Source organism: Bacillus sp. 3103sda1, assembly GCF_024159135.1.
Lineage (GTDB): Bacteria > Bacillota > Bacilli > Bacillales > Bacillaceae_G > Bacillus_A > Bacillus_A rhizoplanae.
In genome coordinates this window covers 1582717-1609015 of the sequence record NZ_JAMYWS010000001.1, presented here as the reverse complement: position 1 = coordinate 1609015, position 26299 = coordinate 1582717, and the positions used below count along the sequence as shown (strand labels likewise).

General features: G+C 34.5%; 23 protein-coding genes and 2 pseudogenes. 7 read left to right on the top strand and 18 right to left on the bottom strand.

Annotated features, from left to right (window positions below; translation table 11 throughout):
* Nucleotides 1–143 precede the first annotated feature (143 nt).
* The 5 genes from NKR74_RS08150 to NKR74_RS08130 all read right to left on the bottom strand — a co-directional run bounded on the left by NKR74_RS08150 (nucleotide 144) and on the right by NKR74_RS08130 (nucleotide 4705).
* Nucleotides 144–1472: an MATE family efflux transporter gene (locus tag NKR74_RS08150; RefSeq protein ID WP_253631107.1), complete on the bottom strand. Its 1329-nt coding sequence runs from the start codon at nucleotides 1470–1472 to the stop codon at nucleotides 144–146.
* A 63-nt stretch (nucleotides 1473–1535) separates the two neighbouring features.
* On the bottom strand, nucleotides 1536–1892 hold the full coding sequence (locus tag NKR74_RS08145) for a GIY-YIG nuclease family protein (RefSeq protein ID WP_253629183.1): 357 nt from the start codon (nucleotides 1890–1892) through the stop codon (nucleotides 1536–1538).
* Between the two features lie 35 nt (nucleotides 1893–1927).
* The gene (locus NKR74_RS08140; RefSeq protein ID WP_253629182.1) at nucleotides 1928–2692 is read right to left on the bottom strand and encodes a DUF2087 domain-containing protein; all 765 of its coding nucleotides are present in this window, start codon (nucleotides 2690–2692) and stop codon (nucleotides 1928–1930) included.
* Between the two features lie 817 nt (nucleotides 2693–3509).
* Nucleotides 3510–4385 (bottom strand): IS3 family transposase, encoded by an 876-nt coding sequence (locus NKR74_RS08135; protein ID WP_253631106.1) that lies wholly within the window; start codon nucleotides 4383–4385, stop codon nucleotides 3510–3512.
* The gene (locus tag NKR74_RS08130) at nucleotides 4382–4705 is read right to left on the bottom strand and encodes a transposase (protein ID WP_230577079.1); all 324 of its coding nucleotides are present in this window, start codon (nucleotides 4703–4705) and stop codon (nucleotides 4382–4384) included. Before NKR74_RS08130 ends, NKR74_RS08135 begins: the two co-directional genes overlap by 4 nt.
* A gap of 374 nt (nucleotides 4706–5079) precedes the next feature.
* Here NKR74_RS08130 and NKR74_RS08125 point away from each other — a divergent pair.
* Together NKR74_RS08125 and NKR74_RS08120 are read left to right on the top strand one after the other, a co-directional pair.
* A pseudogene (locus NKR74_RS08125) lies at nucleotides 5080–5738 on the top strand (CatB-related O-acetyltransferase).
* A gap of 565 nt (nucleotides 5739–6303) precedes the next feature.
* Nucleotides 6304–6579 (top strand): hypothetical protein, encoded by a 276-nt coding sequence (locus NKR74_RS08120; protein ID WP_253629181.1) that lies wholly within the window; start codon nucleotides 6304–6306, stop codon nucleotides 6577–6579.
* 67 nt (nucleotides 6580–6646) lie between these two features.
* On the opposite strand, the gene NKR74_RS08115 is transcribed toward NKR74_RS08120, so the two are convergent.
* The 6 genes from NKR74_RS08115 to NKR74_RS08090 form a co-directional block, all read right to left on the bottom strand.
* The gene (locus NKR74_RS08115) at nucleotides 6647–6880 is read right to left on the bottom strand and encodes a YuzF family protein (RefSeq protein WP_026591141.1); all 234 of its coding nucleotides are present in this window, start codon (nucleotides 6878–6880) and stop codon (nucleotides 6647–6649) included.
* A gap of 239 nt (nucleotides 6881–7119) precedes the next feature.
* Nucleotides 7120–7353 (bottom strand): hypothetical protein, encoded by a 234-nt coding sequence (locus NKR74_RS08110; RefSeq protein ID WP_253629180.1) that lies wholly within the window; start codon nucleotides 7351–7353, stop codon nucleotides 7120–7122.
* Between the two features lie 279 nt (nucleotides 7354–7632).
* Nucleotides 7633–7797, bottom strand: coding sequence for a BC1881 family protein (locus NKR74_RS08105; protein ID WP_253629179.1), 165 nt, complete (start codon nucleotides 7795–7797; stop codon nucleotides 7633–7635).
* Between the two features lie 559 nt (nucleotides 7798–8356).
* Complete coding sequence (locus tag NKR74_RS08100) at nucleotides 8357–8818, bottom strand: CarD family transcriptional regulator (protein ID WP_253629178.1); 462 nt, start codon at nucleotides 8816–8818, stop codon at nucleotides 8357–8359.
* 216 nt (nucleotides 8819–9034) lie between these two features.
* Complete coding sequence (locus NKR74_RS08095; RefSeq protein ID WP_253629177.1) at nucleotides 9035–9943, bottom strand: acyl-ACP desaturase; 909 nt, start codon at nucleotides 9941–9943, stop codon at nucleotides 9035–9037.
* A 171-nt stretch (nucleotides 9944–10114) separates the two neighbouring features.
* Complete coding sequence (locus NKR74_RS08090) at nucleotides 10115–10360, bottom strand: hypothetical protein (RefSeq protein ID WP_253631105.1); 246 nt, start codon at nucleotides 10358–10360, stop codon at nucleotides 10115–10117.
* Between the two features lie 343 nt (nucleotides 10361–10703).
* On the opposite strand from NKR74_RS08090, the gene NKR74_RS08085 reads away from it, so the two are divergent.
* On the top strand, nucleotides 10704–11009 hold the full coding sequence (locus tag NKR74_RS08085) for a hypothetical protein (RefSeq protein WP_253629176.1): 306 nt from the start codon (nucleotides 10704–10706) through the stop codon (nucleotides 11007–11009).
* Between the two features lie 368 nt (nucleotides 11010–11377).
* Here NKR74_RS08085 and NKR74_RS08080 read toward each other — a convergent pair whose 3' ends face one another.
* Nucleotides 11378–12808, bottom strand: coding sequence for an IS4 family transposase (locus NKR74_RS08080; RefSeq protein WP_253628483.1), 1431 nt, complete (start codon nucleotides 12806–12808; stop codon nucleotides 11378–11380).
* Between the two features lie 417 nt (nucleotides 12809–13225).
* On the opposite strand from NKR74_RS08080, the gene NKR74_RS08075 reads away from it, so the two are divergent.
* The 3 genes from NKR74_RS08075 to NKR74_RS08065 all read left to right on the top strand — a co-directional run bounded on the left by NKR74_RS08075 (nucleotide 13226) and on the right by NKR74_RS08065 (nucleotide 17303).
* Nucleotides 13226–14110, top strand: coding sequence for a PhzF family phenazine biosynthesis protein (locus tag NKR74_RS08075; protein ID WP_253629175.1), 885 nt, complete (start codon nucleotides 13226–13228; stop codon nucleotides 14108–14110).
* Nucleotides 14111–14210: 100 nt separating this feature from the next.
* Nucleotides 14211–15641: an IS4 family transposase gene (locus NKR74_RS08070; RefSeq protein ID WP_253629174.1), complete on the top strand. Its 1431-nt coding sequence runs from the start codon at nucleotides 14211–14213 to the stop codon at nucleotides 15639–15641.
* A gap of 231 nt (nucleotides 15642–15872) precedes the next feature.
* Nucleotides 15873–17303 (top strand): IS4 family transposase, encoded by a 1431-nt coding sequence (locus tag NKR74_RS08065; RefSeq protein ID WP_253628483.1) that lies wholly within the window; start codon nucleotides 15873–15875, stop codon nucleotides 17301–17303.
* A gap of 25 nt (nucleotides 17304–17328) precedes the next feature.
* Here NKR74_RS08065 and NKR74_RS08060 read toward each other — a convergent pair whose 3' ends face one another.
* Entirely contained in the window at nucleotides 17329–18042 is a 714-nt protein-coding gene (locus NKR74_RS08060; protein WP_253629173.1) for a TetR/AcrR family transcriptional regulator, read from the bottom strand.
* 226 nt (nucleotides 18043–18268) lie between these two features.
* On the opposite strand from NKR74_RS08060, the gene NKR74_RS08055 reads away from it, so the two are divergent.
* Nucleotides 18269–18865 carry a peptidase inhibitor family I36 protein gene (locus tag NKR74_RS08055; RefSeq protein WP_253629172.1) on the top strand — a complete coding sequence of 199 codons (597 nt, stop codon included), beginning with the start codon at nucleotides 18269–18271 and terminating at the stop codon, nucleotides 18863–18865.
* 1468 nt (nucleotides 18866–20333) lie between these two features.
* On the opposite strand, the gene fumC is transcribed toward NKR74_RS08055, so the two are convergent.
* The 5 genes and pseudogenes from fumC to NKR74_RS08030 all read right to left on the bottom strand — a co-directional run bounded on the left by fumC (nucleotide 20334) and on the right by NKR74_RS08030 (nucleotide 26269).
* Nucleotides 20334–21722: a class II fumarate hydratase gene (gene fumC / locus NKR74_RS08050; RefSeq protein ID WP_253629171.1), complete on the bottom strand. Its 1389-nt coding sequence runs from the start codon at nucleotides 21720–21722 to the stop codon at nucleotides 20334–20336.
* A gap of 51 nt (nucleotides 21723–21773) precedes the next feature.
* Nucleotides 21774–22148, bottom strand: a pseudogene (locus NKR74_RS08045) (ATP-binding cassette domain-containing protein); the annotation flags it as partial.
* 26 nt (nucleotides 22149–22174) lie between these two features.
* Nucleotides 22175–23272 (bottom strand): alanine/ornithine racemase family PLP-dependent enzyme, encoded by a 1098-nt coding sequence (locus NKR74_RS08040; RefSeq protein WP_253629170.1) that lies wholly within the window; start codon nucleotides 23270–23272, stop codon nucleotides 22175–22177.
* Between the two features lie 14 nt (nucleotides 23273–23286).
* On the bottom strand, nucleotides 23287–25092 hold the full coding sequence (locus NKR74_RS08035; RefSeq protein ID WP_253629169.1) for an IucA/IucC family protein: 1806 nt from the start codon (nucleotides 25090–25092) through the stop codon (nucleotides 23287–23289).
* Complete coding sequence (locus NKR74_RS08030; protein WP_309247627.1) at nucleotides 25076–26269, bottom strand: MFS transporter; 1194 nt, start codon at nucleotides 26267–26269, stop codon at nucleotides 25076–25078. The genes NKR74_RS08035 and NKR74_RS08030 overlap by 17 nt, the downstream gene beginning before the upstream one ends.
* Between the last annotated feature and the right edge of the window lie 30 nt (nucleotides 26270–26299).

Below are 26299 nucleotides of genomic sequence, written 5' to 3'. Positions count from 1 at the left end.
CATGCCTGCATTAATGTTGCATGAAAACATAAAAATCCCCTCCAGATAAGCAATCTAGAAGAGATCTTTTGTTCACATAACTATTTTTGTATCTTATTTCTATTAGTGCTCATTTATTTAACAAGAAAAGTGATACCAAACCTTTAGCTAATAAGACGCGTAATCCGCTTCTTCTTCCACGACAACCTGTAATATCCGTATTGTAAAAGCAAACTCACAATAAACGCAGCTGGATATCCAATCCATATTCCTTTTATCCCAAGGCTCGTATGATACGAAAGGAAGTATGCCACTGGAACTTCCACACCCCAAATCGATATAACCGCAAAAATAGTGGGCCACAATACAGTTCCACTCGCACGCATTGTCGCACCAATAATTTGCGCATGACCGAAAATTAAGTAACTCCATAACGTAATCATAATGAGACTATGTGCAATCTCAATCGTACTCTGACTCGTTAAAAAGAGCGCTAAAATTTCTTTTGAAAACAAATAAATAAAAGAGATTAATATTCCTCCAATTACATAGTTCATAACAAGTCCCGCTCGGATTACTTTTTGCAGACGATCAAATTGATTAGCTCCAATGGACTGAGCTGCAAATATAGAAACGGTAATCCCAAGACTAACAGCTGGCATCTGTACGTAACTTGCTACTTGGTTTACTACTCCGTACGCCGCAGTTGCGTCTGATCCGAAGCGATTTACAAAGGAAATAACGGCAATCTCAGATAATGAAACGAGTATCATATTAATACTTGCTGGAATGCCAAGACGTAATAATAACTTTAACAAGTCCCCATCCATGCGAAGATACTTTCGAACTGTTGCATCAAATTGCAATGGATGTTTCGTTTTTCTCAAATAAATTAACAGAATAATAAATGTAACAATTGTTGATATAACAGAGGCATACGCTGCGCCGTACACACCCAGTTTCGGCAAGCCTAGCCAACCAAAAATAAGAATAGGTAATAATGCCATATTTAGTCCTGTACTAACAATTAAAAAATAAAATGGTGTTTTAGAGTCCCCTGTCCCGCGCATAAATGTTGTATATGCAAAATACAAAAACAGCACCGGCATGAAAATAAATAAAATTCGTGCATAGTGAACACTTATATCAATGATATTTTCTGGCGTACCAACAAGGCGCATAATATCCATTGCGAACATACTGCCCACTACCGCTAAAATTGCTCCAAGTACAAACGTAAATGTCAACGTTGTACCGACAATCGCCTTTAAACGTTCTTCATTACGAGCCCCAAAAGCCTGACCAATTAAAATCGAGCTACCAGAACCAATTCCGATTACAAATGAAATGAGTAGAAAAAACAACGGGAAGAAGGCCGAAATAGCAGCTAAGTCATTAATGCCAAGCCAACGTCCCACCACTACCATACCAAACAATTGTCCAAGCGACTGCAATACATTACTTAACAGTAAAGGAATGAGAAACATAGACATAGAACGCCATATCGGTTTATTTTCTGTTCCTTCTTCAATTGTTTTCAAATTTCATAACCCCTTTTATCGAGATGTTTCGCGGTTATATCCACGCTCTCCATATGGCTGTAAATTCTCTAACCATTTCTTTTCTAGTTTCTTCAATTCTTCTTTTGCGTTAAAATATCCAGTATCTTTCTTTTTCAACACTTCTAATATTTCAAACTCAAAAGCATCTGCTCCGTATTCCTTCCAATCATCTTGCAATGCCTTATTCGTATGAGAACCCATATTAAGTAAAAGTCGTCTTCCACTCATCGTTTTTAAATTCCTCGTACTCTCTAGATACACTTTTCCGTTTTTCATATTCTTAATACAGTAAATCCCAGATTCTATTTCTGTTTCTTTATACAGTTGTTTTAATTCTTCTCTTCTATTCAATTTCCTTTCTCCTTTCACTTTTTCTATATTGTTCTCTATAATTTCACCCAGTACTGACTTCCATCAGTTGTTCTGTCGAGAAAACCATATTCAATTAAGTATCTTCTTAACGTGACATAATCAGGATATACATTTTCTAAAATCTCATTAACTTCTTTTTCTGTATATTTTTGATTGCTCTCAAACTTTTTCACTAAGTGTTTCAAAATAATTAATTTTCGCTTTTGTTTCTTCGGAAATTTAGAAAGTGGTCCGTCTAATCCTTCTGTAAAATGTAATTTTAAAACTTCTTCATTCTCCGCTTCTGTAATGTTATACCGTTGATCGACCATCGTAGCTGTCCGGTGAATAGGAAGCAATTTAGATTGATTCGTTACCTTTTCTTCTGACAACTCCATCAGCGCAAGAAACACTTTTGCTTGCTTCATCTTCTCTCTTAATGTAAAACGATGATTCCGAATTGTTGATGTGCTTCCACCGTCCATTTCCTTCACAATTTCTTTATCGTTTAAACCCATATGAAAGAACTGTATCATCTTCTTTTGCAAGTCTGTTAAACCTGTTAACTTCTTATCTAACCCTAATAAATAGTCGAACATAGAAGTATGTTCATTTGCGATATGAAGCTGTGCAAACTTCTCTGCTTCATAAAAAACGTTTTGCTCTTGATAAATAATACCTTTCATAAATTTTTCTCCGCAAGCTAAACAAACGTATTCTTCAGTGTCCTTCTCAAATACATATCCTTTTTTTAATTCCTCAACCGTGGCATTCCAAAACCATTCTGAAATATCATTCATGCTAAACAATCCCCTAAAAAGTTTATTTTAAAAACAAACAAATTATGATTTGGTTTATTTTTATTTATAATATCACAACAAAAATAAACGTTTCAATATATCGTTTACCCATTTCCAAACAAAAATAAATGATGTTTGCTATTTTAGCAAACATCATTATTATCAGTTGCAGAGTAAATTTATTTTTTAAGTATGTAAATACAAGACAAAGAAGTGTAACAGATATGATAATTATTATTCACATCTCTTAGTCCACATACTATAACGTTTGCGATTCATAAATGTTACATGTATTCCTAAATAAAGTGAAACTTCCATCAGTGGAGGTTTTCTTCATCCCCCACCTATCTTCTTCGATTATCTCTCAATCTTGAGGTGGGATCTTACTGTAGCATTTAAATTAAGTTTGATAAAAAACATCTTACAAACCCATATTTCTCAATAAATAAAAAGAATCCATTTTGAAAAAGATTGATCAAAATGGATTCTTATCTAGCAGATTTAAGTATCGATTTTATAAAAAAGTTTGATCATTTTCTACATGTGTTGCTCACCAATCGCGCCCGATTGCGGAAGATTAAAAAATGCGAAAGAGCTGTAAAAGTAGCTTCTAAATTATATTACTAACGCATCCGTTCGTAATATAATATTCAGTGCAATTTTTTGGGGTTTTAGGTATAATTTTTTTAGTAAGGTCCATCTAGTAACCGCTGTACAATCACTCCCTATCACGCACCCCATTGACTCCATACTGTCTTCAAAGGAGGATAACATGAATATGGACTTATCCCCGTCAAGTAGACAACTGTAAAAAAGACTATGCAGCCATCGAAATTCGATATTCGATCGGAGCTCGATGATTGAGTCGTTTTTGGAATCGTTTGTAGTTATAATGATAGATGTATGTTTCAATTGCTTGAATTAGTTCTCCCTTTGTTTGAGAGTCATTAAGATAAAACATTTCAGATTTAAAATGAGAGAAGAATGATTCAATGCAAGCATTGTCATGGCAGTTTCCTTTGCGAGAATGGCTGCCGATGGCGCCTAGCTGTTGAAGCATACGATAATAAGCAGGAGATGTATATTGGAATCCTTGATCTGAGTGGATGATGGTTCCATACACATCTCTTTTTTGTGTTGCTAAATCTAATGTTTTTAGAACAAGTTGTAAATCATTGCGATGTGAGAGTTTCCAAGCAACGATTTCATTATTGTAAAGGTCTTGAACGACCGATAAATAGAGAAATTTATCTTTGAATGGCAAATAAGTGATATCTGTGACAAGTACCTCATTTTGTTTGCGGTTTTGGAATTGCCGTTCTACTACATTGGGGAAAATCTTTGAGGATTTCCCTTTGAAAAAGCGTCGCTTTTTACGGATGATCGATTGAATGTGAAGCTCTCGCATAAGTCTATATACTTTTTTGTGGTTCACGAAAAATCCGGCCTCTCGTAAGGCGATTGTCATGCGAGGATAACCGTATTCCTTGTGTTTTATGTGAATTGCTTGAATCTGTTCACGCAATGTATTATCCTTTGAAAGGCGTAATTGCCTTTGATTACATGTTGAACGCCACTTATAGTAGCTAGAGCGATTTAACTGCGCAATGACGACAAGCCAGGTTACTTTGTACCGAGAACGTAGTTCTTCAATAATCTCGTACTTAGCCGTTTGAGCAAGAACACCTCCTATAGATTTGGATACTGCTTTTTTAAGTAAGCCACTTGCGCCTTGTAGTATTCCAATTCTTCTTCTATACTATCGAACTTCGTACGAGAACGACCTTTCAAGAGGTTTTTTAAGCCGTTATTACCACCATTTTTCCCCCGCAAGTCTGAAATATCGCCTGTTTCTTGATATTTCCGGACCCAATTCATTAACTGTGTTCTACTTCTAAGCTTATATTTCTTCGCTATAGCTGATTGGCTACCCTCACCATTTAAATAACTTTTTACAACTTGTATCTTTAATTCATCTGAATAAGTTTGAAATTTATCCCCTTTTTTAACCATAATAAAATCCCCTCCAAGTAAAAGTGTAACATCCATGTGTATTCATGGTCTTTTTACACTGTCTACCTTAAGGGGATAATATCAACCAGTCTGTCCAAAATCAGAAAGAATTCATCCATCAATTGTTTGGACTTGCAGCATAAGATACGATTCCGTTAGGAATATATGCGCTTTATTCTCTTTTATTTTTGCACCAGAACCTTTAATTTCATAATTTGACTAACATAATTTATTAAGTTACAATTTTTTTACTATAAAAGAAGGGCTGAAAATAATGTATCGTCGTTTGAGAAAGTTTAAAAGTGTCACTGTCGGATTAAGCTTCTAAGTAAGTTATAGAATCTACAATACTTAGAAGCGAGGTATATATAGTTATGAATCATCCATTATTTAATCATTGGTCTGAAACAAAGTATTTAAAAGATATAGTGACAAATCCACTCATTGAAGTAGGAGAGTATTCCTATTATTCAGGGTATTACGGAAATCAAAATTTTGAAGATGGTTGTGTAAGGTATTTATGGGGTGATGCTAAATCTCAGAAACTGTTCAATCCTATTGAGAAGTATGGTTGGCATTTAGATAAACTTATTATTGGAAATTATGTTTGTATTGCAAGTGGAGTTGTCATTTTAATGGGGGGAATCATAACCACCATCCAGAATGGGTTACAGTTTATCCATTTCCTGAGCAAATAGGACAATCAATGGAACCAAAGGGTGATACAGTCATTAAAAGCGATGCCTGGATTGGTATGAATGCTATGATAATGCCTGGCGTTACAATTGGTGAAGGTGCAATCGTTGCAGCAGGATCTGTAGTCTCTAAAGACGTTCCACCGTATACAATAGTTGGTGGTAATCCTGCAAAAGAAATAAAGAAACGGTTCTCCGATTCAGAAATTAATAAGCTAATGGAAATGCGTTGGTTTGATTGGGATAGAGAATTGATTGAAAGAGCGATTCCTCTGTTGTCCAGTTCATCCATTGAACAGTTATATGATTTTTATAACAGTGAAGTAAAGAAAAAATAGCCTAGTTAAAAAAACTACATTCTACATAGAATGTAGTTTTTTGCATATATTATTTCTTTATTGGGGTCCCACCACATCGCTATCAACCTAAGATTTTAAAGTACCCCCAAAATAAAAATTTCCTTTTTCTACAGTTAGTTATTTGAGAAGTCAGCTTTTTTTCGTTTTTGGGGTGTTTAATTTTCTTAAGTTGATAGGCATGGGGTAGCACGCACATTTTAACGTTTTTATACGCTAAAGGATTCTCAAAACTCAATAACACGGTTTGAATTGAGATTTTGATTTAAAGATGAGTTTTAAGTCGTTATTTAGGATCTTTTCAGCACCTTTTACATTGAAATCCATTAATCTCAAATATCTACGTTTTTGGGAATTGGTGAGTACCTTAGAGTAGTAAAATCAACGTTTTCTCATGTCTAATTTTGCTTAGCGTATATTTTCGTTAAAATGTTGGCGGTACGCCTATTCGAGGAGATGTACGAGACAGGTGTAAATTTAGGAGAATCTAATATTTTCCACTCAAATATGATAGAATACAAGTATATCCAAAACGGAGGAATAACAAATGAACTCAAACACAAAACAGTTTATTTATGATATCCAGCAAAGAAAGAACAATTATATAGAAAATGTATTAATAGCAATACAACACCCTCAAAAAGACCAATCTGAACAAGTCATTCAAAATATAGTAGAGAAGATGGATATGATGATCAGTTTAGTTACTACTTATATGGCCGTTGAATCAGAATCAACGAAAGAATTAAAAGAGCTTCAGGAAGAACTTATTCATGCTCAAGCATATATTCAAAAACGGAAATTTGAAGAAACACAGAGATAAAACCCTGTGTTTTTACTTGGTGGACTATGTCACTAATTTTTTATAAATCTGATTAGATATAATTTGATTATTGTTTTGGCATAATCCATACAATTTGTTGAATGCGTACAATATATGGCATCGTATCTTCAATGAGCAAATGATCTGGTTTCACATCTTTTAACTTTCCTCTTACATTACCTCTTACAGTTTCAATAACCACATGTTTACCAATTACTGATTGTAATGTCTGATATACGTAGGGATTGGGTGCACTTACCATATGTTGTTCACTCAAGTTATTTCCTTCCGAATAACTCATTCTATAAGACTCCTTTCTAACTTGCATTCTTTCTCCTAATATATGATATAAATCTTATCAATATGCTAGAAGGATAATTCATTGTAGGAACGGAAATAACATTTTAATAAGGTAAGGTTTCTATTTCTACATTGCTAAAAAAATGATTTATATAAAGTTACTTTTACTAGTTAATAGGAGATGATATAGGGATATTTTAAATGTACACCTAGGTTGTTCCTTTTAGGATATGTATCATTTTAAATACGCCCTTTATTAGAATAGCGCTCATACTTTTTTTGAGATTCTTTCGTAATACGTGCGTTAAGTAAAATTGCTAACAATAAAAACACTCCATATTTTCCCCCTGTAGCTCCTATGATAATCACACTACTATAAACAAGTACAATTAATAGGATAAACGAAACTAAATAAATACGATTATAATTCTTTGACATCTTCTCGTATTTTATGCGTTCTTTCCTTGCATCCATCTAAATTCCTCCTTTAAATGATCCATTTCACTCTCAAATAAATCTCGCCCTTAAAAAGGAAACAATCTATCGTTTTAAATAATTAGTTTGTTTTTTTATCAACTAATTTATATAACGTAAAAAGAAATCCTACCAATATTAAGCTTTCCACCATGATAATCCTGACCCTCTCCTTCCTTTTAACCCCAACACATCAGATAAAAGTTATGTATATCCCATATTAGCTGCAACAAACAAAAAGGATCATCCCTTTTTGTAAAGGATCATCCTTTTCTTCGTTCATTCAACAATTTTTAGGTATTCTTGATTAATTAAAATAACAGCCGGTCCATTTACAAGAATTCCACCAACTTCAATTTTTTCATAAGACTCAATCTTAATAGAAGTAATTCCTTTCCGCTTCTTTAACTCGTTACTTAATTCTTGCGTTGGCATGCGTTTCATATCTTCACTCCTTCTTATTGTTCTATTTAATCTTATTATGTTAAATAAATTGTAAAAATGGGTTCTAGTTCTAGAAATCCCATCATTTTTTATCGTTGACCATATATTTAGATGTTACCAACTCGCGCATCTCTCTTATGAAAAGAAGATAAATAATTACTATTCATTGTCTCAGTAATTGTAAAAAAATTCTTAAAGATAGAAATGCGATTGATTGTTTTTTCTTCTAGAAATAATGACTTAGATAGTATATTACCTAAAACAATGAAAGCCCTACCTCTCTTTCATCCTTACGGCTCCTTGTCCGTGCCAGTGTGAATCAGGAGTACAAAAATCAAGTGACTATTTAATCGAGTTATTTGATGAAACTTCGAACGTTCGTAAAAGAAATTTTATAATAAAAATGGATTAGGTTGAAGTATTAACAAAAGAGGTTCCTACTCTAAAAGTGAGCTGAAGAAGTTGAATGTCTTTGAAATGATTTACTTTTAATAATCATCATATTCCCGAAAAACTCAGGATATTTTCGGGGGATGTAATACATTATTTATAATTAACCTTAACAGAAACTTTTTATTTGATTTTCAGTGATTCCTTTAATTAATCTCAGTTCACTAATCAAAAATTCATGTGCGTTATCCAACATTTTTTTTTCGCTTTCATTAAGTGCTTTTTCTTTCTTCATACGCATTAAATCACGTACAACTTCAGCACCTTCTTGTATTTCACCCGTTTTTATTTTGTCCGTGTTCACTTTATACCTTTGTTTCCACGGCAGTAATCTATCTGATTCTCCATGCTGAAAAATGTGTATAATGTGCTTTAATGCAAGTATATCAGTAACTGGGCGTATATTCGAACTCACTATTTTACCCGTAGGAATCATGACTTGCATATTACTGATTGACATTTTTATGACATAATACTGTTGCTTTTTCCCTGAGAATTCTTTTTCTTCTATAGCTTCAATTATACCTGCTCCGTGCATTGGATAAACAATGTTATCGCCAATTTGAAACATATAATCCACCTCCATATATGGTAACCTTCTTAAGCTTAACATATATGTTGTTTTTTATCAAATATTTCATAATATCATAAAATTATTTTTAGTGTCAACTATTTTTTCTTTAAAAATCAAATTAAATAAAAACAGCACCAAAAGAATAGGGAGTGTGCCAGATTTCTAATAAAGGGAAGGGGAATTTCCCCGCGCATATTCTGAAACCGCTACTCATTAACGTAGATTAGTTTTCCCTTGAAAACGACCAAATCGATCCCGTATTTTTTTCAATCTTGTTTGGTACTCCAAAATCTCAATTCTTGCTTTTTCAGCTAGAGGTGCAATTGGTCGTAAGTCTTTTAACCCCCAATAATCAACTATTACATCAAGTACTTGATCAAAATATTGCAGCGGCCCATAGTTAGCTTCTTTTGCAATTACAGCCATTCTATTTTCAAAATCAGGCATGACGGCACCTGGCATTTTAAAATTCATAATCACATTGGCTATATGATAGCAATAATTAGGTTCCAATTCCAAATGTGTTCGAATGACGTCTCGATAAAATGCATAATGAAGAGTTTCATCTTTTGCAAGACGGCGTAATAATGTAGCAAGATCTGGATCATGCTTACTTGCAACCTTAGCTACATTATTGTAAAACACCATCGTTGCAAGTTCTTGTAGCGTCGTATACGTCATGGCCTCGATTGGCGTGTGAAAATCAGGCTCAAATCCACCTTCAACGACTGACTTTCTTAATTCATGTAATCGTTTAGGGTTCACGCTTCGAGTAAGTAGTAAATATGTCTCCAACAAATTCGAATGTTGATCCTCTTCTGAAGTCCAAGTATGAATAAAGTCCGTAATAACAGAAAGGGACCCTTTAAAAGTTGCAGATAAATACGTTGTAAACCATGGTAAATTCACTTCTGTTAATAAAGCTGTTTCAATGGCCGTAATTACACCAGAAGGAAGAGTAACTTGACTTTCATCCCAAGGAACTCTTTTAAAGTCCATCCCCTTATCCCATGGTAAAAACTCATGATAACCCCAATCTATCTTCTGTGCTCTTATTTTATGTTGTTCATACATTTCTTTTAAGCGTGGTTCTAATCGGAAATTTAAATCATTTGTTAGCATATGTAAGTGCCTCCTTTTCTTATCATAGATAGTCATTCTATATTTACATTCGTTTTTATCTATTAAAATTTTCTTCAAATAAATATTACTTTCCTTTTTTTAAGTCAAACATAACAAATTTTGCACCAGAACCACTGAATTTCTTGTTTACTTACAAAGTTTTAATCAATGTTATGGTAGAAAATCTCCTAGTATATTAATTAATTCCTCTAATTCTTTTCCAAGATTGTTTATATTATCTTCTTCATCAAACCCTTTTTCAATTAATTCATCTGCTAGAATATCTTGCAGTTCGTGTATCTGTTCAATTGTAAAGATACTCAAATCTTTGCAATTCTCTGCCCATAAAAGCCTTCTATTTTGAGATTTTAATGTTTGTTTTAATAGATTTTGTATTTCTTCATTTAATTGAAACATTTTTTTACTTTTTTCCTTTCCTTTTGTATGCTGAACCTCTAGCAAAAGTTGTAATTATCTTACCTTTTTTATTTAAAACAACTACAGCCTGTTTACTCGTATATTTAGTTCTACCACCGCTTTGCTTAACAGCTTTACCATTTCTTACAGCATGTAAAATTGCCTTTGGCGATACCCCATGCCCATCAACCTAAAAAATCAAAATCCCCCATAACGAAAATTCTATCCATTGTTGACTACTGATAATGAGACATTATGTCAAATTTATATGAATATCCTATTCATCCAAATTTGCACAAAATTGTCCTTGCTGATGCTACAATTAGAGTGATGGAGGGATATTATGGGATATATTAATTTTTATGGAATACTGTTTCTTATATTCGGCACTGCAATATTCTTATTCTTCAAGTCTGATTCACCAAAAATTAAGGCTAAAAATCTATCATTCATAATGGTCGGTTTAGGGGTGAATCTACTCACAAGTCCAGTGGCTGTTTTTATAGGTGGGATGGCAACAGCCCCTCCAGACAGTACTGAACTTGATTTTTTGAAAGGATTTCTCTTCATTCAGGCAATACCGCTCCTCATACTACTTGTGGCTTTTTGGAGATTTATCCGCAAGAGCAAAGAAAAAATCGATACATAGAATTTTAAAATGACTTTCTCTAACGATAATTATGTAAATGAGCTGTCCATATGGGCAGCTTATTGTATTTTTTGCTTAGCGTGTTTTTTTTCCAAAATGCTGGCGGTACCCCATGCCCATCAAGCTAAGAAAAGCAAATACCCCCAAAACGAGAAATTTGACATCTCTAGGTAAAAATGTACAATTTTTTGTTTTGGGGGCGTTATAAAATTCTTAAGTTGATGGATATGTGGCGACACCCCACATCCATCAACTTAAGGTATATTTTCAAACAAAATGCGGTCTTTCCATACAGTTTTTTATTATCTTTTGTAGATTTTATAAAAGTGGGCATATCAAATAAACCCTGACGGGTTTCAATTTTTTTACTATGCTACCTGATGAGTAGAAGTGGTATACTCATAAACAACACCCAAAATATCAAAGACTGTCTTTTTCTCGTATCGATGAGATTTTCGTCCGTTGTGCTGTAGGAGGTTAAACAGACGAAGGAGAACCTTTGATAATTCTTGGGTGTTTTTGTGTAATGCTTGGTAAAAAAGTAAAAAATAATCCTTAATTATGTACATCGCTTTATATTCACTTAGCTCTTTCTGTTTCTTACGTAATAGGAGTTCTCGCATTTTAAACATAGTAGAAGAACATAATAGAATACTAATGAGTTGCCCATAAAGATGACATTCTAATCGCTCTTGTTTAATAGATTTACAACGATGAATTTGAAACCAAGATTTCCATATTTTAAATAACAGCTCAATTTGCCAACGTAATGAATATAAATCATAGATTTTCTCTTTTGGAACCCATTCCGTAGGAATGTTTGTCATATATACCGTAATACCTTGTAAAAGCTTCGTGCGCTCTGTATATGTAATTCCTTTTTTCTTTTCGCGAATAGCTCGGTCACGTAGGCGTTTCTGTTTTTGCTCCTCGGTACACCTATAAACTACAATACGAGTAGGCAGTTTGTCTTTACTCCCTACATATACATCGTGTAATTCATACACTTGGCCAGGTTGTAGTTGTTTCATAATGTCTTCTAAATGAATTTGTATATATACCGGTTTCAATTGAGAGGATTTTGTTTTAAATACCACTGTTTCGAACTCTTTTCTATATATTTTAGTTGGTAACTTAAGACGGGATAAATAATACCCCTGCTTGTCTTGAATAGACTTAAAGTCTTGTAGACGAAAATATCCTAAGTCACGAATATACAGCTCATTCTTTTGTATCATGCCTGTTCGAGTCGCACCATACGCCTGATCACTTCGTTTTCCTGGTTCAATTTTCACATCAGAAAATTCTCCACTCAACAAGTCATACTCTAGTTGGATTTTTACACCAGCTTTATGACTACATCCTCCGGCACCAGGATAAGTAGATGCGAATCGATCTGGAACTTGAAAGGTTGTAGAATCAAGGATACGAATACGCTCAAAGTAAGCAGAAAGAGAATGAGAAATCTTAGATAACCCTCCAATTTTAGCTTGTAGAAGTGTAGTAAATACAGTTCGAAAAAAGGCTACAGAAGCCGAGTTAAATCGTCGATTAAGTCCCTCAGGACTTAATAAAATTCCTGTTGAAGTTTCTAATTGACTACAAAGTTGAGTAAGAGAGGTAGTAGCGATTTGTTGATTTAACCATACACACAAAGATAAGAAATGGTGCCCGTGGCACTTACGTTTTCGTTTCATTCCGCCTGCTTCTATAGCTAATTGATTAAGTGTAGCGGGAGACATATATCGATATAACTCTTCGGCAAATAAAGATAACTCTTGTTTTTGGTGCATATTCATAAAAAGCACGTCACCCTTTCTCATTAACATAAGAGAATAGTAACGTGCTTTTAGCTTCAAAAATAGTCTAAATCCTTAAGTTGATGGATGTGTGGCGACACCCCTAAATACCCTTTTTGTTACGAAATAATCCAGGTTATTTATTGTCTTTTTATAGCATAGAAAACCCTTAGCGTACGGAAATCAAGGTTTCAACTTCCAAAAAAATGTATTAACGTGGGTTTTATGTCATTTGGTTGGCGGGACCCCATGCCCATCAACTTAAGAAATCCATTCTTCCCCAAAACGAAAATTTTATAATCCTACTAGCACACGCAAGTTTAGAAAATTCTTTACAAGAATTTAGACCATTAAAATAGGAATTAGTTTATATTAAAATTAGTTACATAGATTGAATATTGGAGGTATAGAATTAAGTTGGAAAAAGAATTTATGGTAATCAATAGCTTTTCTGGTGAAAATTTAACTGGAAATCCCGCTGCTGTTTTTTTTGATCCCAGTGGTTTAGATAATAATATTTTGCAAAACATTGCTAAACAGATAAACCTTGTGGAGACAGTATTTGTCTATCCCTCTTATAATGCGGATTTCCTATTTCGTTATTTTACTCCTAATAAAGAAGTATCGCTTGCTGGACATCCAACAATAGCAGCATTTATGGCACTAGTAAATTCCAAGAAAATTGATCCCAGTAAAAAGAAAATATATCAAATTGAAACTCAAAATGGAATACGTGAAGTTATTATTGAAAATGTTAGAAATCAAGTGCTTGTAAAAATGAAGCAAAGCTCTCCTAAGTTCATTTCACCAATAATAAACAAAAAGACAATCGCCAATACTTTGGGAATTAATGAAGCAGATATTGCTTTCAATCTTCCAATTCAAACGATTGATTTAGGCGTGAAATATTTAGTGATAGCAGTAAATTCTTTAAGTGTATTAATGTCAGTTAAACGCGATGTTCAATTGTTACAAGAGTTGTGTGAGAATTTTGATGTTCGTGAAGTGCAAATATTCACATTTGATACTTATGGAGAGGATTTTGATTTTCACACTAGAAATCTGTGCCCCAGAGAAGGCATGGAAGATCCTGCTTGTGGAATGGGGAACGCTGCTGTTGGAGCATATCTTGCCAAGAATTATTATGATAAACAAAAGTGTATTCACCTTCGGGCTGAGCAAGGTACGATTGTAAAAATGCCTTGTTTAATAGAATTGTTTATATCTAAAAAAGATAAAGATATAGAACTTTATATAGGTGGTACTGGTAAAAAAGTGGTTGAGGGTAAGTTCTTTATTTAATTTATAGTAGGGACATCAATCTGAGATGAATTTATATCTATAATTCCCCAAAAACGCTATTCTTTTTGTAGAAATATACAGAAAGGATGGCGTTTTTGGTATGAATTTATCGATTTCTGATGAACTAGAATTGTTTTCTGAAGAATTGCAACGATATATGTCATCGTATGCTTTAGAACAGTTAGCTAGAGAAATAGGATTTGTCCAACGAAAAAGCAAATATCGTGCACAAGATTTAGTTGCTCTGTGTGTCTGGTTAAGCCAAAACATAGCGAATACTTCATTGACACAACTATGTAGTCGATTAGAAGCTAATACAGGTATTTCCATGAGTCCAGAAGGACTCAATCGGCGCTTTAATTCCCAGGCTGTGCAGTTTTTACAACAACTCTTAGCACATTTACTTCACCAACAATTTTGTTCTTCTAACAAGATTCCAACTTTGTATACAAACTATTTTCGGCGTATTCGTGTATTGGATTCTACACATTTTCAGATTCCGGATAAATTCACTTCTACATATCAAGGTTCAGGCGGTAGTGGTCAAAATGCTGGTGTGAAAATTCAACTAGAGTATGATTTACTAAGTGGTCAGTTTCTACATGTTCATGTAGGATCAGGAAAGCACAATGATAAAACGTATGGTTCTACTTGTTTAACGTCCCTTCAACCGAACGATGTATGTATACGTGATTTAGGATACTTCGACTTAAAAGACTTACATACTATAGAAGAATGTAATGCTTATTTTATTTCAAGATTAAAGCTCAATACACGTATATATCAGAAGAATAAAGAGCCTGAATACTTTCAAAATGGAACCATAAAAAAGCACTCTGAGTACATCCAGTTAGATATGGAGCAATTCATTGACCAATTACAGTCAGGAGAAACATATGAAATTCCTGAGATTTATATTGGAATGTATCAAAAGCTTCCTGCAAGACTCATTCTGTATAAATTAACTGAAACACAAATGAAACGGAGACAAAAGGATTTAGCATCTAAAGAACATAAGAAGCAAATTACCTATAAAGAACGCAGTAAGCGGCTTAGTGCAATTAACTTTTACGTTACAAATATTCCTTTGGAATATCTACCAAAGGAGCAAGTATATGATTTTTACTCCTTACGATGGCAAATTGAACTTATCTTTAAAACATGGAAATCATTTTTTCGTATTCATCAATGTAATTCTGTAAAATTAGAACGACTAGAATGTCACTTATACGGACAATTAATAAGTATCCTTCTTTGTTCCTCCACCATGTTTCAAATGCGCCAACTACTCCTCATCAAGAAGAAACGAGAATTAAGCGAATATAAAGCGATTTATATGATAAAAGATTATTTTCCACTTATTTATCAATCTCTACAAAAAGACACCCAAGAATTAACAAAGATATTGTCACGGCTGTTTAATCTCTTACAGAAAAATGGACGAAAATCCCATAGGTATGAGAAGAAAACAGTCTTTGATATCTTAGGCGTCGTGTACAATTTTTCTATTTCTCACAATCATGTAGCGTAATCTAAAAATTTGAACCCCGATAGGGTTTATTTGGTATGCAAATTTTTAAAGAACTTACACTGGATCTTTAGAAAAAAGAAAAATCTCACGTGAAATTAAATTTATATAAGCTTAGCTTGATGGGCATGTGGCGGGACCCCACATCCATCAACTTAAGGATTTAGACTATTTTTGAAGCTAAAAGCACGTTACTATTCTCTTATGTTAATGAGAAAGGGTGACGTGCTTTTTATGAATATGCACCAAAAACAAGAGTTATCTTTATTTGCCGAAGAGTTATATCGATATATGTCTCCCGCTACACTTAATCAATTAGCTATAGAAGCAGGCGGAATGAAACGAAAACGTAAGTGCCACGGGCACCATTTCTTATCTTTGTGTGTATGGTTAAATCAACAAATCGCTACTACCTCTCTTACTCAACTTTGTAGTCAATTAGAAACTTCAACAGGAATTTTATTAAGTCCTGAGGGACTTAATCGACGATTTAACTCGGCTTCTGTAGCCTTTTTTCGAACTGTATTTACTACACTTCTACAAGCTAAAATTGGAGGGTTATCTAAGATTTCTCATTCTCTTTCTGCTTACTTTGAGCGTATTCGTATCCTTGATTCTACAACCTTTCAAGTTCCAGATCGATTCGCATCTACTTATCCTGGTGCCGGAGGATGTAGTCATAAAGCTGGTGTAAAAATCCAACTAGAGTATGACTTGTTGAGTGGAGAATTTTCTGATGTGAAAATTGAACCAGGAAAACGAAGTGATCAGGCGTATGGTGCGACTCGAACAGGCATGATACAAAAGAATGAGCTGTATATTCGTGACTTAGGATATTTTCGTCTACAAGACTTTAAGTCTATTCAAGACAAGCAGGGGTATTATTTATCCCGTCTTAAGTTACCAACTAAAATATATAGAAAAGAGTTCGAAACAGTGGTATTTAAAACAAAATCCTCTCAATTGAAACCGGTATATATACAAATTCATTTAGAAGACATTATGAAACAACTACAACCTGGCCAAGTGTATGAATTACACGATGTATATGTAGGGAGTAAAGACAAACTGCCTACTCGTATTGTAGTTTATAGGTGTACCGAGGAGCAAAAACAGAAACGCCTACGTGACCGAGCTATTCGCGAAAAGAAAAAAGGAATTACATATACAGAGCGCACGAAGCTTTTACAAGGTATTACGGTATATATGACAAACATTCCTACGGAATGGGTTCCAAAAGAGAAAATCTATGATTTATATTCATTACGTTGGCAAATTGAGCTGTTATTTAAAATATGGAAATCTTGGTTTCAAATTCATCGTTGTAAATCTATTAAACAAGAGCGATTAGAATGTCATCTTTATGGGCAACTCATTAGTATTCTATTATGTTCTTCTACTATGTTTAAAATGCGAGAACTCCTATTACGTAAGAAACAGAAAGAGCTAAGTGAATATAAAGCGATGTACATAATTAAGGATTATTTTTTACTTTTTTACCAAGCATTACACAAAAACACCCAAGAATTATCAAAGGTTCTCCTTCGTCTGTTTAACCTCCTACAGCACAACGGACGAAAATCTCATCGATACGAGAAAAAGACAGTCTTTGATATTTTGGGTGTTGTTTATGAGTATACCACTTCTACTCATCAGGTAGCATAGTAAAAAAATTGAAACCCGTCAGGGTTTATTTGATATGCCCACTTTTATAAAATCTACAAAAGATAATAAAAAACTGTATGGAAAGACCGCATTTTGTTTGAAAATATACCTTAAGTTGATGGATGTGTGGCGGGACCCCTTTATTAGGTTCTTGGATTTGAAGTAGTTCAACAAAAACATTTAGCATGTCCTGTATTTGAATTCGATTGTCTACAAAATGTTGCAAATTAAATCCATTAAAAATAGCCATACTTGTTGTTGCTAAAGTTCTGGCATCTAATGGACTTCCGATTATACCTTCGTCTTTCATTCTCTGAAAAAAATGTGTAAGGAATGATCTCCATTCTTCCATTTGGAGAATAAGCTTTTCTTTTATTAGAGGTAATTGATTAGATATCATACATCCTTGGAGAAGCATGGGAGAAGATCCTTTTTCATAAGCTTCATTTACTAAACGCAAAGAGTATTCCTTAAACTTACTTAGTAAATCACACTCTTTTCGAGTAAGAGCTTCCTTTAAATCTTCAAAATAAAAATCAATTCCTTCTTTTATCAGTTTTAGCAAAAACTCCTCTTTATTGGAAAAATGAACATAGAAAGCACCTTTAGAGTAACCAGCATGTTTCACAATTTGATCAACACTTGTACTAGAATAGCCTTGTTTAGAAAACAAATTAATTCCTGATTGCATTAATTTGTTGATGGTGTTTTCTGATTGTTTCTGATGATAAATTCCCATAGCAACCTCCTTTTTAAAAAGACTGAATATTTAATTAATAATAACACATTCTTCATCATATAATAAATTGATTAATACCGACTAGTTAGTATTAAAAAATAATATTTATAAAGGAGTTGATTGGGGTACGGAAATGATTCGAGGAATGAGGGTAACACTTAAATTCCTTATGAATTAAGCCTATTTTCCTTTTTGGGGGATAGGAAACCATCTAGGAGGGATTTTTTTGAAGAAAATAGTTATTACATTACTGACTTTTGTCTTGACGATCATTCCTATTACTGCTTTTGCCGATACGACATCAACCTCAGTTTCAAAACAAACGCCTTCAACAGAGAGTATGGTTCAATTAAAAGACTTGCCTGTTATGATTGATGGTGTTAAATATGCACAAGATGATTCGCATGTAAAGAATGTAACTCAGTTTGTTTTCGATGACGCTGCAAAAGCAGAGGGAGTAGTCTATGGGTTTACAAATCAAGACCGTTTAAATAATCATTTGCAGAGTGCTGTTGTTGAGCGTAAAAAGGATACTAAGAACAATACGATTACAGCCCAAGCTGTTTATTATAATTCGTATTTTTATCAACATTCTAATTACGGAGGGAGTTACTTCGGAGCTTCTAGTAATATTAGTTATGTCGGATCAACTTGGAACGACAAAATCTCTTCGTTGAAGGCGGGTTACAATCATAACTGGACAGTTATGTGTTGGGATAGTAACTACAGAGGGGCAAGATTCTGGGTGCAATCGGGTATCAATGTTAGCTATGTCGGATCAACTTGGAACGATAAGGCGTCTTCTATCTTCTTTACTAATTAGACTGAAGGAATAACCATATTTTTTGTGAGAATCTTGCTTATGCAGGATTCTTTTTTGTTGTTTGTTTCAGTACTTTTTAGTACAAGGCCCAGTACCAGCGTTCTTGTAATCAGGGGCAAAGTAGAAAATAAGTATACAAATCCGCTTGATATACAAATGTTTTGTAGTAACAAAAAGGATTGCTTATGTTACAAAACAAACTACTTTGCCCCTAAACGTAGCTACGCTGGTACTGGGCCTAAATATGGATATGTATTAGCATTTAAATTGTGATGTAAAAGACTCCTTTTTTATTTTTAGATTGAAATATTTGTGGAATCTTGCCTGGTGGTGGGATCTTTTTTTATTGGGGCAAATACATGTGTTTTGTAGTAACAAAAAGGTTACCAATTAATAATGTTAGGGATACTGACGGCAAAACGCAGATTTTATATGCCAAAGCTATACAGGATTTCATGCAGGCTGTGAGAACGATTTGAACTGTCAAATGCTGTTCTCACAGGAATGTATGAAATCTTGCATACAGAGAAGGGAACACGCAGGTGGCGGATATCTGGTGATCACAGTATTAGATTCAAAAAAACGATCTCTGATTATGCAAAAGCCCAGACGCTTCTAAAGTAAGACTGAACGATACGATTACGAAGGTCAGGCGCAGTGTTTTAATATAGGGTTGGAGTCGGAGGAGAACAATGGAAGGAAACAATATCGCTTAAAGCAACCGAATAATGATTCCATCTTCCGCCGAAAAACCTATAGCCATAAACTCTTGATTCCCCGACAGTCGTCAAAAAAAACCAGAAATTGTCTCCGTTTCTAAGCCACATATACGTGAAACGATACAAACAATGTTGAAGACCCCAGGGATTCAGGGCATAGGGTGGCATTTGTCGTATATATACCATGATTCTAGGTTCACTCCTTATTGAAATTAGACTTATAACCAGTTTATGCTCAGGGTCAAAGCTTAGATTGGATGTATGCCTAAGTAGCCCACCTAAATTCAAATATGAATGAAAAAGCTTATATGAAATTGTTTAAGGATTGGGCAACTATTTTTATTGAGAACGGTATCTCTAATCCAAAGGAAATTATGAACAGTGTAAATAAGCCATGGAGTTGTTCAACTAACGGGTGCGATACTTCAACAAGGGTATCACATTGACTTCCGCTTTCGAGAATTACGTCGACTAAAATGAAGACCGCGCGGTCTTCATTTTTTTGTACACAGCTTATTGAGGGTCTTACTGCAACATCGGTTCTTCTATGTTGTAGTAAATGAAGTCATATGTTGTACAAAAAAAGAATAGATCAAGCACATGATCTCTGCTTGTATCTATTCTCCTCATTTCCTCTCTTATAAAAACTATAATATTATATAAGAGATGTTGTCTTAATCAAGAATATCCTGGTTTTTCTGTTACTAAATAAAACAAGTGAGAATCCTATTTGTTATAAAACATTTCATTTATTCCTTCGGCCCAATCATTTTCTTTGGATCTACAATTTCATCGAATTGTTCCTCTGTTAATAATCCTGATTGTAGTGCCGCTTCCTTTAATGTTAACCCTTCTTTATGTGCATGCTTTGCAATTTTTGCTGCATTTTCATAACCGATATGTGGGTTTAAGGCTGTTACAAGCATCAAAGAGTTATTTAAATGTTGTCCTATCACTTCTTCATTTGCTTCAATACCTACTGCACAATTATCATTAAATGAAACAGTCGCATCTGCTAATAATCTAGCTGACTGCAAAAAGTTATACGCAATAACTGGCTTAAAGACATTTAATTCGAAGTTTCCTTGACTTGCCGCAAATCCAATTGTTGCATCATTTCCCATTACTTGCGCTGCAACCATCGTTAAAGCTTCACTTTGCGTTGGATTTACTTTCCCTGGCATAATCGAACTTCCTGGCTCGTTTGCTGGAATAATAATTTCGCCAAGGCCACTGCGCGGCCCACTTGCAAGCCAGCGTACATCGTTTGCAATTTTCATTAAATCAGCAGCTAACGCTTTTAGGGCACCGTGCGTATAGACAACTTCATCATGACTTGTTAGCGCATGAAATTTATTTGGTGCTGATACAAATTGTTTTCCTGTAAAGTTACTAATTTCTTCCGCAACCATGTCACCGAATTTTGGATGGGCATTAATTCCTGTTCCAACCGCAGTACCACCGATTGCGAGTTCTTTCATATATGTACTGCTTTCTATTATCATACGCTCTGTCTTTTCAAGCATACGATGCCAGCCGCTCACTTCTTGTCCTAACGTTAATGGCGTTGCATCCTGCAAATGAGTACGACCAATTTTAATAATATGCGAAAATGCAGTTACTTTTTCTTTTAACGTTTCCTTTAATTTAGCTATTGCTGGTAATACTTGTTCTTCTACTCCAATAACACACGCAACATGAAGTGCTGTGGGGAACGTATCATTTGAACTTTGAGACATGTTTACATCGTCGTTTGGATGAATGTGTACATCCAGCCCTTTTTCTTTTAAAATTTGATTCCCGCGGTTTGCGATCACTTCATTCACATTCATGTTAGACTGTGTACCACTTCCTGTCTGCCAAACAACAAGCGGAAAATGTTCGTCCCATTTTCCAGATAAAATTTCATCAACCGCCTCTACAATTACAGCTGCCTTTTCGTCTGCTAGCTTTCCTAACTTCTGATTACTAATCGCTGCACTCTTCTTTAAAATCGCAAATGCTCGAACAATTTCAAGCGGCATATGCTCTGTACCAATCGTAAAGTTTTCTTTACTGCGCTGCGTTTGTGCTGCCCATAATTTATCAGCTGGAACTTTTATTTCTCCTAATGTATCTCTTTCAATTCTATATTCCATTTTTTCATCCCCTTAAAATAAAGTACCATATCAAAGATTATCAACAGTTTTTTACCCAACAATTCTTTCTTCCTGCTTTTCTTTTTTCTCTGAAAGTAAAGCATACGGCGTACACATATACGCCATGGCAAATGGATCATATACAACGCGTGCTTTCACACCAAACACTGTTTCAAACAATTCATCATTTAAAACATCCTTTGGTGCGCCTTCCATTACTTTATTCCCCTCTTTAATCGCAACAATGTGATGCGCATATTTAGCCGCGTGATTTAAATCGTGTACAACCATCACAACAGTTCGGTTTTCTTCTTCATTTAATTTTTTCAATAGCTCTAGTATTTCTAACTGATGGGCCATATCTAAATATGTTGTCGGTTCATCTAATAGCAATAACTCTGTATCTTGCGCAAGTGCCATCGCAATCTAAACACACTGACGGAAGTTTCACTTTATAAGATAAGCGCTTTTTGCAGTACATCATCATAGACATATTCTTTTCGTACAAGTGAAGAAACCATACCGCTTTGCAATGCACTATACGCCGGAACGAATGTCATTTTATCTCCTATGCTATACGGTGTACTATCAGTTATATCAACAATTAAATGGTCACTACTTCCACCAAGAATTTCAACATTCCTATCGGAAGGTCGTAAACCACTAATATCAAGATCCTGCCTTCCTATTGCAACGATCGCTCGTAGTCGCTCCCCTTTATCTTCAAAATACGGGACTTGCCCAAATGCATCTTTTCCAATAACGCCTTTTGGCATAGACGGCTTTCTTTTTATTTCAATGATTTCCGCTTCAATTGAAAATACATCTTGGTACATGAAAGAAATATTTTTTCCATACGCTGTTTCTTTCCCAAGAAAAATAGCTTCTCCAATCCGTAAAGAGTTAACACGTCCAATCTGTTTTCTTTGCATGATAAGTGGTAACGAACTTGAATTTCCACCTGAGATAAACCGAAGCGGTTTCCCAATTTTCTTCTCTACCATTTTTGCTAATTGCGTTAATTCTTGTAAAGAATGTTCAGTTGGAATAACACCGCTAAAACAAGTGAAATTCGCTCCAATACCATCGAGTACAATTCCAGATATATTCGATACTTTCTGCGCTGCATCCACCACTTCATATGGCATTATTCCTTCGCGAAGATCACCTAAATCAACCATTAGAATCACACGATGAGTTGTTCTGTATCTTCTCGCTGCTCTTCCCAATGCTTCTATGATGCATAGTTCAGAATTCAAACTAATATCTGCACAAAGAACCGTTTCTTCTACTTCTGACAAAGCTGGTGCACGAATTAATAAAAGTTCAGCTTCTTTCCCTACAATAGAACGGATTTTATAAAGATGCTGTAATCTAGAATCAGCAAATCTTGTATACCCTGTCTCTTGAAGGGTTTCAATTACTTCTTTTGCAGCGCCGACCCCTTTTGTTACAGGAAAACATATAATATTTGAACGCTCGCATAATCGTTTCATTATCATGGCATTATACTTCAATTTTGAAAGGTTTACTTTCATGATAGGCAGCATGTTTATTCCTCCTATTATATACAAAGCGGATTATGAAAACTTGTATACAAATAAGATTTTGCTTGACCTTGTATTCTCATTGCGAACAATGCTTTCGTTTCAATTTGCTTTGCAAATATAGCTGCCTTTTGCTCTTCGGTTGCATCTACCATGTACTCTTCAACAATAGCAGCAACAATTCTCCATAATTCTTTTTCCTGTACGTCATCTATCGAGCGAGCCAACGTAAATAATAAATCCCCAAAATGGTTTTGCAATACCGAATGAATAAACTTGTTATAAACCTCATTCATATCATCTGTAAATACGACTGCTTCTTTAACCTCAGCAATATCCACTACCTTTGCTAATGTCTTCTTATGAATTCTGACTCCTCCTAAATCACGTACAAAAATACGTTGGACCTCTCCGCCTTTTGTAACAATAATAGAGTTTTGCATATGTCCTTCTAAAGCAATTCCATATTGTAAAACAAGTTGCAGTAAAGGAATCATAACTTTCTCAGTGTAATGAGCAACATAGTGAAATACCTCTTTTTTACCAATCGTTTCTGTTTCAAAATATGTACGCATCATATCTACAATAACAGGTTCCTCTTCTTTTAATGGATTGCTTGCTGTTAAACTAGCTCCAACCCATAATAATTCTCCCTCTTGCTTATATGCATTTGGGCTTTCACGTAAAATAAATGCTAAATTTCTTCCTAAATGAAAATCATTATGTTTTGTAAAAGTAGCTCCAACTCGTTCACGAACGACAACTACTGACTGTGCTAACTCTTTCTCATTCGCATAAATCGTATCAAACAGTGAAGAAAGAATTGGCCCATTTACTGTTATTTCTGGTGATACCGTTCTAACTGCACTTGTTGCTTGTGCACGTACTGGAAGCTTCACATGATACGGTAACTCTAATAGATTCATTGTTCGAAATGAAAGCGTCGCTCTGGACGAAAGTTGATATGGGATCGGAATAATACGTCCTTCCTCTAACTCTTCCCCATACTCCTCTGTTAGTACATGCTCATATTGCCATGGATGAACAAGAAATGGATAAAAGTCTTCTATTCTGCCCCCTCTGCTTACTAATATTTGAGAAGCAGTTTCATATAAATCTGGTAAATTTTCATATAATACAGGTTTTTCAAAGCTATCTCCTGTAACTGCTGTTACATCTTTATGAACAAGCAATACATATAACGGAACAACTTGCTCAAATTCAGGAGCATAACGTTTTACTTCTTCTTTTGATAAACCAAGTTTTGTTTTTGTTGAAGGATGAAGTGGATGCCCTTCAATTACTAATGACTCTGTATATAATAATTCGTCAAACGACATACATTGTTTTAATTCTTCAAAGAATTGGCATAGATTATTTGGTTTGTATTTTGCAAAAAACATCACGTTTGTTTCAAGCTGCTGTTTTGCCCATTCTTGTTTTTGTTCCCATGCTTCATAGGCTAATTCTAGGTTCTCCACGCTATTCTGTAACTCTTTCTGTAAGGAGTCTGAAATATGAAGTTGAAAGAATGGTGCTACTTCCTCAAAAAACATTTGTAATGAATCAATCCATCTAACATGCCCTCTTACTTTAAACCGGAGCGGAAAAGCAAATTCGTATCGTTCAAATGCCCCTTCTTGTTGCACTTCTAATAATAATTCTGCTTCATTCATACAATCTATAATTTCAATACCATAATCATGCTTTAGCACCGCACAACTTTCTAATAATTTTTTTTCACGAATTAATGCATTACAAAAACGATTTAAAATACGATATTCGGCCCGTACTCGATTTGATTGTTTACTTTGAATGAACAAAATTCTTCACCTTCCCTTTTTGTTGTTTCACTTTTATATACTGAAATGCAAATGGGATTATACATAAAGCACCCATCATTACAAATGTTTCAGAAATACCCACATATTCAATGGCATAACTTACTATAATTGAACCGAGTGGAATCATTCCTCGATCCATTAATACAACACTAAGCATAAGTCCTCGTTCCTCTTCACAGACATTGTTTTGAAAATAAACACGATTACTGGAACGTAACAACTGTCCAAAAAGACCGATAGAGAATAGTAATATAAAAAACACAAATGTATTACTAATAATAAGGAGCGCTATACTAATAGAAAACAAAACTAAACTAATATAATAAATCCTAATTTCTGAGATGTACTCTAACACTTTAGGAAGAATAATGGTTGCTATAATGGCACCGATTGCTGCCGAAGACATCGCAATGCCAAATACTTCTGCTTTTCCCGTAAATTGATGTGAAACAAGTACAGGCAATACAGATGTATACGAAAAACCAAAAGCCATTGTAATCATTGATGTGATAAAAATGTTTCTTCCCATATGATCATGAGAGAAATATTGAACAATTTGTTCCCAGCTTGCCTTTTTCTTTTCTTTTCGTTTTTTCATCGTTTGATCTTTCATTGGTAAGACAAGAATGAATGCAATCAGTGAACAAACTGCCTGCATCGTAAATGTAAGTTCAATATGTCCTCCTGCAATTAGAAATCCAGCTACAGCCGGCCCTGTCGAGCGACAAACATTCATCACAAACGAATTCATAGATATAAGTTTACTAATTTGATTGCTCGTATCAATATCCGAAAGAAGTGTATTTCGATTTGGTGTTTCTAATGCACTAATTACTCCTCTCACAAATGAGAAAAGAAGGAAAATAAAAAAGGACGGAGTAATAAACACAACATAAATGGCAAGTAACGTTGTAACTGCTAGTCCCCAAAATGAATACGACTTCATTAACTTAATACGCGGATGCAGATCACAAAGCTTCCCTGCATATACACTAAACAATGCAATTGGAATGAGCCGTACAAAGTTTATCCATCCTAAATATGTAGCACTATGATACAGATCATAGACGTACCAATTGATTGCAGTCATTCCAAGCCAATTCCCCATAAATAAGAAAAATGAACTACTAAAGAAGAGTTTGCGAATATGAACCACCTCAAATTTTTTGTTGCATTTTTTAATGCT